The sequence below is a fragment of the Chitinophaga sp. SVR4-12A genome, from assembly GCF_056754765.1.
The window spans coordinates 4783631-4796656 of record NZ_JBPGWP010000001.1 but is presented as its reverse complement, the minus strand read 5'-3'; the positions used below and the strand labels follow the sequence as shown (position 1 = coordinate 4796656).

Genomic DNA, 13026 nt, shown 5'->3' with positions numbered 1-13026 from the left:
ACTAAAAAAATTTACACAATGAGTCTTCCATCCTTATCCCTGAAGCGTCCGGTTTTTGCCATTGTGATGAACATCATCATCGTGATATTTGGTGTGGTGGGATTCTCCTTCCTGGGCGTAAGGGACTTTCCGGCAATAGACCCGCCCATAGTGAACGTTCGTACTTCCTATGCAGGCGCTAACTCCGATATTATAGAAACCCAGATCACTGAGCCACTGGAAAAACAGATCAACGGCATCGCCGGTATCAAAAATATTTCCAGCAGCAGCAGCCAGGGCACCAGCAGCATTACCGTAGAGTTCGAATTGAACACAGACCTGGAAGCCGCCACCAATGACGTGCGCGACAAGGTTTCGCAGGCGCTGCGCAGCCTGCCGCCCGACCTGGATGCACCTCCCGTAGTAACAAAAGAGGACGCCAACTCTGACGCCATTATTTCCATGACGGTACAGAGTAACACCCGTAACCAGCTGGAAATCACTGAGTATGCCAACAACGTACTGCTGGAAAGACTGCAAACCATTCCCGGCGTAAGCTCCATCCGTATCTGGGGAGAAAAGAAATATGCCATGCGCCTCTGGCTGGATCCCGCCCGTCTTTCAGCCTATGGCCTTACACCTTCAGATGTACAGCAGGCCCTGCTGAAAGAGAACGTGGAGCTGCCATCCGGTAAAATAGCAGGCAATGCCACAGAACTGACTGTACGCACCTTTGGACGGCTCGATACGGAAGAGGAGTTCGATAACCTGATCGTAAAGAATGTTAACGGCAATGTTGTGCACTTCCGCGATATCGGCCAGGCCGTACTGGGCCCGGAAAACGAGGAGACCATTCTGAAGGAATCCGCAATACCGATGATCGCACTGGCGCTTAGCCCGCAACCGGGATCTAACTATGTGGCCATTGCCGACGAGTTTTATAAAAGATATGCCCAGATCAAAAAGGATATTCCGCCAGACTTTGTTACGAACATCGCGATGGATAATACCCGATTCATCAAGAAGTCTATTGAAGAGGTGGAAGAAACACTCATCGTAGCGCTGGTACTGGTGATAATGATCGTATACCTGTTCTTCCGCGACTGGCTGATGGCCTTCCGTCCGCTGATAGATATACCGGTTTCCCTGATAGGCGCTTTCTTTATCATGTATGTATGCGGGTTCACCATCAATATCCTTACGCTGCTGGCCATTGTGCTGGCTACCGGCCTGGTGGTGGACGACGGTATCGTGGTGACGGAGAATATCTATAAGAAGATTGAAGCGGGCATGCCTCGTATGCGGGCCGCCAAAGAAGGCTCTGAAGAGATCTTCTTTGCGGTGATCGCCACCTCCATTACGCTGGCTTTTGTATTCCTGCCGATCATATTCCTCCAGGGATTTGTAGGACAGCTATTCCGGGAGTTCGGGATCGTAGTGGCAGGCGCCGTACTGATCTCTGCTTTCGTATCGCTTACGCTAACCCCGGTACTGAACGTAAAGCTTGGCCGCAAAACACATACTCACTCCTGGTTCTATCTGAAAACAGAACCCTTCTTCCACTGGATGGAGAACGGGTATAAGCGTTCGCTGCAACAGTTCATGCGCGTGCGTTGGGTGGCCACCGTTATTATTGCCGGATGTCTGGTGCTGATCTATCTTCTTTTCCGTACCCTTCAGGCAGAATTGGCCCCCGTTGAAGACCGCAGTCAGTTCCGGCTCTCCATCACGGCCCCAGAGGGCACTGCTTTCGATTATATGGATAATTATGTGACCAACCTGGTTGGGTTCATGATCGATTCCATACCCGAAAAACAGATCATCCTTTCAGTAACCGCGCCCGGCTTCAGTGGCGGCGGCGCCGTGAACTCTGCTTTTGCCAACGTAGTGCTGTCAGAGCCCCACGAACGCCAACGCTCCCAGAAAGAGATCGTGAACATGGTGAACCGCAACATGTACCGCTTCCCGCAGGGAAGAGTGTTTGCCATAGAACAGCAAACCATACAGGTAGGTCGCCGTGGTGGCCTGCCCGTAGCATTCGTGCTGCAGCATATTAACTTTGACTCACTGGCTGCCGTGCTGCCCCAATTCCTGGAAGCGGCCAATGCCGATCCTACTTTCCAGGCAATAGACGTAGATCTTAAATTCAACAAGCCGGAACTGCGCATACAGATCAACCGCGAAAAGGCGAGTGAACTGGGTGTTTCAGTAGAAGATATTTCACAAACATTGCAGCTGGCCCTCAGTAACCTGCGCTACGGCTACTTTATACGCAATGGTAAACAGTACCAGGTAATGGGTCAGGTATTCCGCGCCAACCGTGACGATCCAGCCGATCTGCAGAACATCTATGTACGCAACAATCGCGGGGAGGCCATCCAGCTGGACAACCTGGTAAGCATCCACGAAGAGACCAGCCCTCCGATCATTTACCACTTTAACAGGTATAAATCAGCCACCGTTTCTGCCAGCCTGGCGCCGGGTAAAACCATCGGCGACGGTATACAGGCGATGTATAATATCTTTAACAAACTGAAGCAGGAAGGCGTTATCAACGACTCATTCAATACCGCACTCTCAGGCTCGTCACGTGACTTTGCAGAAAGCGGCTCTAACACCAGCTTCGCGCTGATCCTGGCACTGATGCTCATCTACCTGGTACTGGCGGCCCAGTTCGAAAGCTGGGTGGATCCCTTCATCATCATGCTAACTGTACCACTCGCCTTTGCAGGAGCGCTGTTGTCATTGTGGATCTTCAACCAAACCTGGAATATCTTCTCGCAAATAGGGGTGATCATGCTCATAGGCCTGGTAACCAAAAACGGTATCCTGATCGTGGAATTTGCCAACCACAAAAGGGATGAGGGAATGCTGAAGAAACGGGCGGTAATAGAAGCCTCCACTATGCGCCTGCGGCCTATTCTGATGACCAGTCTGGCTATGGCCCTGGGCGCACTGCCCATTGCCATGTCGCTCGGCGCCGCAGCTACCAGCCGTATCCCCTTGGGTATTGTGATCGTAGGAGGCATCATATTCTCCCTGGTGCTTACTTTGTTCGTAATTCCGGCCATGTATAGCTTCCTTTCCAGGAGGAAGCCCAATAAAGAATATGAAGCGGCGATAGCCGAAGAGTACGAAGCCGCAAAAGATGCGGCGGCTGCTCATGCATGAAACTAAATCTGAAATGAAACAGAACGCTGTTAAACTATTTTTGCTGTGCTTAGCCCTGACTGGTATAGCCGGTCAGGCGCAGGCCCAGCAGATACTTACACTCGAACAGGCTATAGACCTGGCGCTGAAGAACAACTACGATATCAGGCTGGCTCATAACGATGCAGATGTACTGGCTAACGATTATGCCTATGCGAATTTTGCCTTTGCGCCACGCATTAATGGCGCCGCCGGCAGAACCTGGAGCACTACCCGCACCAACCAGGAGTTTGCCAATGGCAACAAAAGGGATACCAGCGGTATCAAAAGCAATAACTATACTGCCAACGTCGCTCTCAACTGGACCTTGTTTGACGGACTGAAAATGTTCGCCACCCGGCAACGCCTGGAAAGCATGCGCGACCTGGGCGAGCTGGCCCTGAAAAACCGCATCATCAATACCATTGCAGACATCATCAACAGCTACTATGATGTCGTGCAGCAGAAACAGCAGCTGCGCAACCTGGCGGAGCAAATGTCCATTTCCGAAGAAAGGGTGAAACTGTCAGACGCCAAGTTCCAGACAGGTCTTGGCCCCAAAACAGACCTCCTGCAATCACAGGTGGATTATAACGGACAAAAGACAGCTTACCTGCGCCAGCAAACAGCCATCACGCAAAGCAAGGCTGTGCTCAATCAACTCATGGTTATAGCTGTAGGTAACACTACCTATGATGTACAGGATTCTATTCCCATCAACCTGGACCTGAACTATGGCGCCCTGCAACAGGAGGTGATGAACAAAAACGCTGCCTTGAAAATAGCACAGCAACAGGTAAGCATATCTGAGCTGCAGCTGAAAGAAGCCAGGGCCGATTACTTTCCAACCTTGTCGTTCAATACCACCTATAATTTCAGCCGCGTTAACTCCAACGCGGCCACCAACTCGTTCAGCCCCATCTTTAACCAGAACGGAGTACTGAACTATGGTTTCTCTGCCAGCATTCCTATTTTCAACGGACTGAACGTAAGGCGGCAGGTGAAGAACGCCAAGCTGAATGTAGCTTACCAGCAACTCTGGTTAGATAATTCGCGCAGCCGGGTAAGCCTTAGCCTTGACTCTACTTTCAAGAGCTATGAATATTATAAAACAGCGGTTACCCTGGAAGAAGAGAACATCGGCCTTGCCCGCGAAAATGCCATGGTTGCCCTGGAACGTTTCCGCCAGGGCGTATCTACCACGCTGGAAGTGAAGCTGGCACAGCAAAGCTTGCAGGATGCATTCAACCGGTTGATCCTGGCCAGGTACAACACCAAGCTTGCTGAAACAGAGCTGTTAAGGTTGAAAGGAGAGTTGTTGAAGGAATAGTTATTTTTAGGGCAAGCAACCTTGTCCGGATGACCTTAACAGATATTGCCACCCTCCGCTTATGGAGCCAGCAGATCGCTGCTTCAAAATGTAAGACCGTAAAAGATGTAATCACCTGGATGGGCGCCATGCAGGCGCAGGATCATGCTATGGCCAAATGGGCACTGGGTGTACGCTGCCCTGCTGCCACCATCGCTAAAGTGGAAACGGCCCTCGATAAAGGCGCCATTCTGCGTACACACCTGCTGCGGCCCACCTGGCACCTGGTATCAGCTGATGATATTTACTGGCTGCTGGAACTGACCGCGCCCTATCTGCTGGCCGGCCAAAAATCAAGAAATAAAGAACTCGGACTGTCGGAAACCATTTATAAGAAAAGTAACCGCATCATAGAAAAAGCACTGTCAAAAGGCCATCTGCTACGCGAAGAAATACTGAGCGAGCTGCAGCAGGCAAAGATCGCAACAGACGAGAATCGCTCCTCTCATCTCTTGTTCCGGGCAGAGCTGGATGCTATTATCTGCAGCGGAAAAACAAGAGACGGTAAACAAACCTATGCACTCCTTGCAGAACGGGTACCCAACAAGAAAACGCTGAACAAAGAAGAGGCGCTGGCTACGCTGGCAGCGCGCTATTTTACCAGCCGCGGACCGGCTACCTTAAAAGACTTCATCAACTGGTCAGGCCTCTCTATCACCGACGCCAAACGGGCGCTGGAAATGGTAAAGGCCGGTTTTTTACAGGAAACCGTTAATGGAGAAACCTACTGGTTTAACCGCGCTATTGCCAAACAAGTAAACAACGATCCCGCCGTTCACCTGTTGCCCGGCTTTGACGAATTCATCATCGGGTATAAAGACAGAACTGCCAGTCTGCCGCTGGTACATACTAAAACGATCATTAATGTTAACGGTATCTTCCGTCCGCCGCTGGTAGTGAACGGGCAGGTAAAAGGTTTATGGGCGAGAACATTGGAAGACGATAAAGTAGGGATCACGATCACGCTTTTCCCGGATAGCAGTCGTCCGGCTAAGAAATTATTAGACCAGGCAGCTGAGAAGATAGGGCTGTTTTATGGGAAGAAGGTGCAGGTAGTGCAGGAATCATAACGCATTGGTTATTAACTCTTGATTAACTTGTAGGGGTAATAAAGTTTCTATATTTGGAAACATTTATTACATTTGTATGGAAGTTAACCCGAAGCGGTATTTCAGGACAGTATTTCTTGAAGAAGTAGACACGTTTTTTGAAATGATTGGCGGCAAGGCGTTTAGAAAAATTTCATATAACATAGAGCATGCTGAACAGACAAACAACCCGGAACTTTTCAAGAAATTGACAAATAATATTTGGGAATTCAGAACCAAATATGGAAACCTTCACTACCGGCTGCTGGCATTTTGGGATAAAACGGATAAGGTAACTACACTAGTGGTGGCAACACATGGCCTTATCAAAAAAACAAGCAAGATGCCGGTCAAAGAAATAGAGAAGGCCGAAAAGATAAGGCAGTCATATTTTTCAGACAAAAACAAATAACTATGGCAAAGCCCAAACTAAAAACCTATACACTTGATGAGATGAAAGACAAGTTTATAGGTAAACCGGGAACTCCCGCCAGGGAAGAATATGAGTACGAACTTAAGATGGAGATCCTGGGTTATATGATTAAAAAGGCCAGAAAAGAGCGTAACATTACACAAGAGGAATTAGGTAAACTGGTTGGAGTGCAAAAAGCGCAGATATCTAAACTAGAAAGCAGCGCCAACAGCGCAACCATCGGCACCATTGTTAAGATATTTCATGCGCTGAAAGCAGAGATCTACTTTAATGTAAAATTCGACAATAAGCCGCTTCAACTGGTATAACTACTGTCCCTGCGCCTTTTCCTCTTTCTTATCCCGCTGATATTGCTCAAACGACTGCTTAATATACAGCATCAAGTCATAATCCGTGGCCGTTTCCAGGAAATGATACCCCGGGCGGTAATGCAGCATGAAAGAATCCAGCTCAGGACTTTCGAGCTTTGTCATTTTCTGCACCAGTTCAGGAGAATAGCGGTAATCTATAAATTTCTCCTTCTCCCAGTATTGCAGCTGGTCGCGGAAATGCTCCTTGCGTTTCCTCGCCTTGCTGGGCATCAGGTAGGTAAGCGCTGTTACCGGGTTGGCCGGCAGCGTTTTCAGCACGTCCAGCGCACCTGGCTTTTTGTAGTTAAAATATTTCCCGTATTCCTGGCGGGTGGCCAGTGAGTCCTGGTGGTAGTTCCGGCCCCGTACATTCACTTCCTGCAGCCCGAAGATCCTTTTAGGCATGTACACATTGATGGAGGTGCTTTCCAATGGCGCCACCACTTCTTTCTTATAATAGCTCAACATGGAGAATTCTATAGTATCACCGGGCTGAGCTTCTATTAAAAAACGGCCGCTTTCTGTGCTGACCGTCCCTGATTGCGTTCTTTTGTTGATGATCGTGACGGAAGGGAGCCCCGTCTTTGTATCGGCATCCACCACCATACCGGATACTTTCACCTGTATCTGCTGCGCGCGTAAAGGTTGTAGTCCCGCCAACAGTAACAGGAATAAAGGTAACAGTGCCCACGCGTATAAAAGCTGTCTATTTTTGGTAATAGGCATCGCCAAATATAGCTTTCCCCTCGCAAAAGAAACGTTAAAAATGAACCAGTGAGTGTCCACACATTGCTGACATAGTCCCCAAATCCAGCGGTCGCTAAAAATGGAGCTGCGGAAATTTCCTATCTTTGGTCATTACTCCCGAATTTTATGCCACAGCGTGCATTTTTCTCCGTTTATAGCCACCAGCATACGCCTTGTATAAAGGGTGCCAGCATCCTGATAACCCCCGAACCCCGTACTGTGGCCCACTGGCCCGATGTTTGTTCTACCCGCCCTGGCGGGCAATGGCAAATAGCCTGTAACACAATACTGTACTTAGATTGACCATGTTGCTATGATGGATTTTCGTATAATCGAATACGGTAGTTGTGCTTACCGGGACATGGTAACCCTCCGGAATGCAATACTACGCAAACCTTTAGGGCTTACTTTTTCCGAATCCTATCTGCAACAGGAGATCAATGACTGTTTGATAGGATGTTATTTGACAGAGAACGACAAGGAGTTACTGACAGGGTGCTGCATACTGACACCGGTGGATGAAAACACGGTACAGTTGAGGCAAATGGCCGTAGCCCCGGAATTCCAGGGCAGGGGGATAGGTCGTGACATCATCGTATTTGCAGAGCAACAAGCTATCAGCAACGGCTTTAGAGAACTGATGATGCACGCACGTAAAACAGCTGCAGGTTTCTATGAAAAGTTGGGGTACAAAATTCACGGAGATGAATTTATGGAAGTAGGCATTCCGCACTACGAAATGAGGAAAAAACTGTAACTGTAGCCTCTCTAATATTCAACGGCTGCCCGGTATAAAGCAAGCAAGCTTTGTAATCAAAAAATCACTTACATATCATGAAAAGCCATGTACTCGCCGGGCTTGGACTGTGCTGTATCTTTTATTGTACTGCCGGCAGAGCGCAACAGGATACTACTGCGCCAGTACGGAAGGATACGACAGTTCAACGAGACACTTCTGTTAGAAAAGACACATCAAAACCCGCTGCTGTTATTGTTGCTGATACTACAAAAAAACCGGCAACAGACACCAGTAAAGCGGCCACCACCGCCAGGGATACCAGCAAACCCAGACAGGATACTGCTCTGATCCTGCCTCCGGATTCCAATACCGTCAAACAGGAGCTTACTAAGTTCACACTTACCGGAACCGTACAGGACTCATCGCAAACACCTATTCCCGGCGCCAAAGTGCTGAACAAAAAGACAGGGGAAGCGGTTATGTCTGCTCCTGATGGTAAGTTCTCTATCAAAGCTGCCAGCAACGATACAATTGTAGTATCAGCCGCTACCTTCGGTGAACAGGCATTGCCGGTGAAGGGACGGGAGCCCATGACGGTATCACTGACCTCTGCCGCCGCCGGACAAAAAACACTGTCGGAAGTCGTAGTGACCGCCCTCGGTATCAAAAAGAACCCGAGAGCAGTAGGCTACGCCCTGCAGGAAGTGGGCGGCAATGCTGTACAGGAAGCCAAGGAAGTGAACTTCGTAAATGCATTGTCCGGTAAAGTAGCGGGCCTGCAGGTAAGTACCAATACCGGTTCCATGGGCGGTTCTACCAAAATGACCATCCGTGGTAACAAATCCATCCTAGGAGATAACAACGCCTTTATCGTCGTAGATGGTGTGCCCGTGCTCAACAACGTGCTCAACGATCCCAACCAGCAACGCGGTGGCGGCGGTTATGACTACGGCAGCCCCATACAGGATATTAACCCGGAAGACATTGAAAATATTTCCGTACTGAAAGGCGCTGCAGCCACAGCCCTGTATGGCAGCCGCGGCGCTAACGGCGTATTGCAGATCACTACCAAGAAAAAGCCGGATGCAGACGGTGGCATTGGCGTTACCTACAGCCTCAACGCGCAGATAGACCAGGTATATAAATTGCCTAACTATCAGAATCAATACGGTGGCGGTTATACGGGCTTCGACACTGTGTATTATAACCAGCATCCGGAAGCTTTTCTCAGTGAACAGAGCGCTACTTATGATGATAACAACGGTAAAGGCCGTTATGATCTGCTGCCGCAATACTATGCAGATGAATCCTGGGGACCTCGCCTCGATGGCCGCCAGGTGCGCCACTACTGGTCATGGGATAAAGACAAAGGCAATCCCGACTTCGGTAAAACAGCCGCCTGGTCTCCCCAACCGAATAACGTTAAAAGCTTCTACAAAACAGGAACTACGCTCACCAATAATATCGCCGTGGGTGGTAGCAACGACAAAGGTTCTTTCCGCCTGTCTTATGGCAACATGAAACAAAACTTTGTACTGGACAATGCTACACTTATCAGGAACAACCTTTCCATTAACGCGAACTACCAGCTGGCCAAGAACCTGAACGCGGTAGTATCCGCCAACTATAGCATCATAGACGCCAAAGGCCGCCCGGGCACCGGCTTTACCGGTCCTAACCCTACGCTGCAGTTCACTATGTACGGGCAACGGCAACTGGATATGAACAGGGCAAAGAATTATATGTTCCCAGACGGCTCACAGATGACCTGGAACCGCAAGCTCTGGAATGATCCTACTGTTGCGTTCAGCAACGGCCCATACTGGAACCGCTACCAGGATTATGAAACAGATTCCCGTAACAGGCTCTTCGGCTTAGGCGGTCTGGATTATGAGGTAACCAGCTGGCTTACATTGAGCGGCCGCGTATTTATGGATCAGTACAATTCTACTGAAGAAGAAAGGATGGCGCAACAGCCCGGTGCTACCGGCCTTATTACCGGTTCTTATCTGAAACGCCTCCGCAGCTCCCGTGAAATGAACTACCAGTTCACGGCAGACATCAATAAAGATTTTGGCGACTTCTCACTGGACGCTACCGTTGGTGGTAACATCCTCCATAGGAAATGGACGGTGAATGGCGGACAAACAACCGGTGGCCTCATTATCCCCGGCACTTATAACCTGCTGAACTCCGTACAGCCTGCCCAGGTGTTTGACCAGTTCTACGAAAAGCAGATCAATTCTGCCTTCGCAACTGCCACCCTGGGTTATAAGAATTTCCTGTTCCTCGATCTTACCGGCCGTAGCGACTGGAGCTCTACTATCAACGTAGACAACAATCCATACTTCTACCCATCCGCGTCCCTTTCATTTGTCTTCTCCGATCTGCTGAAATGGAAATGGCTGAACTACGGAAAGATCAGGGGTAGTATTGCCGCAGTGGGCGCCGACACCGATCCGTACCAGGTATATGACGCTTATGCGCTGATACCGCCCTTTGGCACTGATCCGGTAACCAACTTCCTGTCCACCAAGAATAACCTCCTGCTCAAACCGGAGCGCACACGTGAATATGAGTTCGGTACAGAACTGCAGTTCCTTGACAACCGCATCGGACTGGATGTTACTTACTATAACCGTAACACCAAAGACCAGATCCTTACCCTGCCCATTCCTGCGGCCACCGGCTTTACTACCGTAGTGGTGAACGGCGGTAACGTACGTAACCAGGGTGTGGAAGTAAGCTTAAACCTGAACCCAATCCGCCTCAAAGGAGGCTTCCGTTGGGATATCAACGCCAACTTCGCCCGCAACCGGAATAAGTTGCTGGACATGAATATAGAACAGTACAATACCAACCTGGACCTACTTTCGCTGGCTACGGACCGGCGTACCAACAAGGTATCCATAGTAGCGTTAGTAGGCCAGTCCCTGGGAACCATTATGGGTACTGACTATACATACGACGAACAGGGCAGAAAAGTAGTAACTGCTGATGGTTACTATAAGGTGTCTGATATTCACCCGATCGGTAATGTAAATCCTGACTGGATAGGCGGCGTTAACAATACCTTCTCTTACAAAGGCATCTACCTCTCTGCATTGATAGACATGCAGCACGGAGGCGAGTTCTTCTCCTACACCAATCTGTATGGTAAGAAGTCGGGCTTGCTGGATATTACCGCTGCAAACGGCATTCGTGAGAACGGCATCGTAGTACCCGGTGTAACAGAAGACGGTAAGGACAACACCAAAAACATCACCGCAAAGGACAACTTCAGCCAAAACGGTGGCAACGTGATCAGCAAGGCCGATCTGTATGATGCCAGCTATGTATACCTGCGCGAAGTAAAACTAGGATATAATATTCCGGAATCATGGTATAAAAAGATAAGGGCACAAGCCGCACGTATATCACTGTACGGACGTAACCTCTGGCTCATTCATTCGAATGCGCCCAATGTAGACCCTTCGAATATTACCAACTCTGCCGGTAACGTACAGGGCATTGAGGGAGGTGCATTGCCTTCGCTGCGCTCTTATGGCGTGAACCTGAATATTTCATTCTAACCAACAAATTCAACGGAAATGCTTACACGAATCTTAAAATATAGCTGTTATCTCCTCTTAGGTGGTATGGTAATAACAGGTTGTAAAAAACTGGAGGACATCAATCACGATCCTACCAAGCCTACCACCACAGAACCGCAATACCTGCTTACAGGAGCAGAGAAATCTGCCATGGATATTTTGTACGCCGGCCCCCAGAACGGGCGCACGGCCATGGCCTACGCACAATACTGGACCGGCAACGATAAGGCGAACGATGCACGTTACCTGCTGGACGAGGGTATTAACGCACCCATCTGGAATAACCTTTACAGCGTGTCATTGCACAACCTGAACGAGATCATCCGCCTGAACAAGGAAAAACCGCTGCCGGTATCCACTAACCAGATTGCCATTGCCCAGATACTGAAAGCATGGATCTATCAGATCCTGACAGATACCTACGGTAACATTCCTTACACAGATGCGCTGCAGGATGTAAAAAATATCAGGCCGAAATATGATGACGCCAAAGCCATTTATAATTCCTTACTGGATACGCTGGCGCAACAGGCGGCAGCGCTCGATCCTGCACAGCAAAGCTTTCCCACCGGAGACGTGATCTTTAAAGGCAATGTGGCTGCCTGGAAAAAACTGGCGCACTCCTTAATGTTACGCCTGGCCATTCGTATGGTGGATGCGGATCCGGCCAAAGCAAAAAGCGTTATCGAAGCTAATTGGCAGAACGCTATGACCAGCAATGCAGACAGTGCAGTTTTCAAATACCTGACCGCAGCGCCCAATAAATTCCCTTATAACGAATCTGAAAGGGAACTGTCGGAATTCTTTGTAACATCTACCCTGGTAGATTACATGGCCACTGTAAACGATCCCCGTCTGCCGGTGTTCGCACGTCCAACGAAATTAGACACGGTATACCGCGGACTGGCTTATGGTACATCCGAAAGCAATCCAAGCCGCCTGCCCCCCTCCGGTTATTCTTATCCGGGTACCAGGATCTATGCCGCAGACATGTCGGGCATACTGATGACCTATCCGGAAGTAGAGTTCATACTGGCTGAAGCAGCCGCCCGTGGTATGGCGGTAGGCGCTGATGCCGCCACCCATTACCAGAACGGCGTAAAAGCCTCCCTGGAATACTGGGGCATCACTAATGCAGATTCGGTGAACGCGTACCTGCAGCGGGTGCCATATAACGAAGGCGATTGGAGAAATGTGATCGGCACGCAAAAATGGCTGGCGCTCTATCCACAGGGCCTGCAGGGCTGGTTTGAACGCCTGAGGCTGAACTTCAAAAAACCCGGCGGCGATTCCCTGTTCATTGCTCCCGTGGATGGCTCACTTGACCAGAACGTAACATTCGTGCCCTACCGCCTTACCTACCCTGTAAGCGAGCAGCAGCAGAACAATGCCAGCTACCAGGCCGCGGCAACTGCCATTGGCGGTGATACCAAGGGAGTAAAATTGTGGTGGAATAAACAATAAGGGGCTGTTAGCAGTTTAATAATAAAGCAGCCCTTGCTGCAAATTGCAAACAGCCAATTATCACTTGGGGGCTTT

9 protein-coding genes are annotated in these 13026 nt (G+C 49.5%); 8 read left to right on the top strand and 1 reads right to left on the bottom strand.

Annotated features, from left to right (window positions below; translation table 11 throughout):
- Positions 1 to 18: 18 nt before the first annotated feature.
- From ACR9Y8_RS19775 to ACR9Y8_RS19755, 5 genes are all read left to right on the top strand, one after another.
- Complete coding sequence (locus ACR9Y8_RS19775) at positions 19 to 3150, top strand: efflux RND transporter permease subunit (RefSeq protein WP_481214977.1); 3132 nt, start codon at positions 19 to 21, stop codon at positions 3148 to 3150.
- 13 nt (positions 3151 to 3163) lie between these two features.
- Positions 3164 to 4498 carry a TolC family protein gene (locus ACR9Y8_RS19770; protein WP_481214976.1) on the top strand — a complete coding sequence of 445 codons (1335 nt, stop codon included), beginning with the start codon at positions 3164 to 3166 and terminating at the stop codon, positions 4496 to 4498.
- A gap of 29 nt (positions 4499 to 4527) precedes the next feature.
- Entirely contained in the window at positions 4528 to 5607 is a 1080-nt protein-coding gene (locus ACR9Y8_RS19765) for a winged helix DNA-binding domain-containing protein (RefSeq protein WP_481214975.1), read from the top strand.
- A 76-nt stretch (positions 5608 to 5683) separates the two neighbouring features.
- Complete coding sequence (locus ACR9Y8_RS19760; RefSeq protein ID WP_481214974.1) at positions 5684 to 6037, top strand: type II toxin-antitoxin system RelE/ParE family toxin; 354 nt, start codon at positions 5684 to 5686, stop codon at positions 6035 to 6037.
- Between the two features lie 2 nt (positions 6038 to 6039).
- The gene (locus ACR9Y8_RS19755) at positions 6040 to 6366 is read left to right on the top strand and encodes a helix-turn-helix domain-containing protein (protein WP_481214973.1); all 327 of its coding nucleotides are present in this window, start codon (positions 6040 to 6042) and stop codon (positions 6364 to 6366) included.
- Here ACR9Y8_RS19755 and ACR9Y8_RS19750 read toward each other — a convergent pair whose 3' ends face one another.
- Positions 6367 to 7068, bottom strand: coding sequence for a carboxypeptidase-like regulatory domain-containing protein (locus tag ACR9Y8_RS19750; protein WP_481214972.1), 702 nt, complete (start codon positions 7066 to 7068; stop codon positions 6367 to 6369).
- A gap of 400 nt (positions 7069 to 7468) precedes the next feature.
- Between ACR9Y8_RS19750 and ACR9Y8_RS19745 the strand changes: the two genes are divergently transcribed.
- The 3 genes from ACR9Y8_RS19745 to ACR9Y8_RS19735 all read left to right on the top strand — a co-directional run bounded on the left by ACR9Y8_RS19745 (position 7469) and on the right by ACR9Y8_RS19735 (position 12951).
- Complete coding sequence (locus ACR9Y8_RS19745) at positions 7469 to 7912, top strand: GNAT family N-acetyltransferase (RefSeq protein WP_481214971.1); 444 nt, start codon at positions 7469 to 7471, stop codon at positions 7910 to 7912.
- Between the two features lie 77 nt (positions 7913 to 7989).
- Positions 7990 to 11466 carry a SusC/RagA family TonB-linked outer membrane protein gene (locus ACR9Y8_RS19740; RefSeq protein WP_481214970.1) on the top strand — a complete coding sequence of 1159 codons (3477 nt, stop codon included), beginning with the start codon at positions 7990 to 7992 and terminating at the stop codon, positions 11464 to 11466.
- An 18-nt stretch (positions 11467 to 11484) separates the two neighbouring features.
- Positions 11485 to 12951, top strand: a complete 1467-nt coding sequence (locus tag ACR9Y8_RS19735; protein ID WP_481214969.1) for a SusD/RagB family nutrient-binding outer membrane lipoprotein — start codon at positions 11485 to 11487, stop codon at positions 12949 to 12951.
- Positions 12952 to 13026 lie beyond the last annotated feature (75 nt).

What these genes read in the sequence shown, in the direction of transcription:
- ACR9Y8_RS19760 (WP_481214974.1), top strand. Translation starts at nt 5,684, where the DNA reads ATGGAAGTTAACCCGAAGCGGTATTTCAGGACAGTATTTCTTGAAGAA.
- ACR9Y8_RS19770 (WP_481214976.1), top strand. Translation starts at nt 3,164, where the DNA reads ATGAAACAGAACGCTGTTAAACTATTTTTGCTGTGCTTAGCCCTGACT.
- ACR9Y8_RS19740 (WP_481214970.1), top strand. Translation starts at nt 7,990, where the DNA reads ATGAAAAGCCATGTACTCGCCGGGCTTGGACTGTGCTGTATCTTTTAT.
- ACR9Y8_RS19745 (WP_481214971.1), top strand. Translation starts at nt 7,469, where the DNA reads ATGATGGATTTTCGTATAATCGAATACGGTAGTTGTGCTTACCGGGAC.
- ACR9Y8_RS19765 (WP_481214975.1), top strand. Translation starts at nt 4,528, where the DNA reads ATGACCTTAACAGATATTGCCACCCTCCGCTTATGGAGCCAGCAGATC.
- ACR9Y8_RS19735 (WP_481214969.1), top strand. Translation starts at nt 11,485, where the DNA reads ATGCTTACACGAATCTTAAAATATAGCTGTTATCTCCTCTTAGGTGGT.
- ACR9Y8_RS19775 (WP_481214977.1), top strand. Translation starts at nt 19, where the DNA reads ATGAGTCTTCCATCCTTATCCCTGAAGCGTCCGGTTTTTGCCATTGTG.
- ACR9Y8_RS19755 (WP_481214973.1), top strand. Translation starts at nt 6,040, where the DNA reads ATGGCAAAGCCCAAACTAAAAACCTATACACTTGATGAGATGAAAGAC.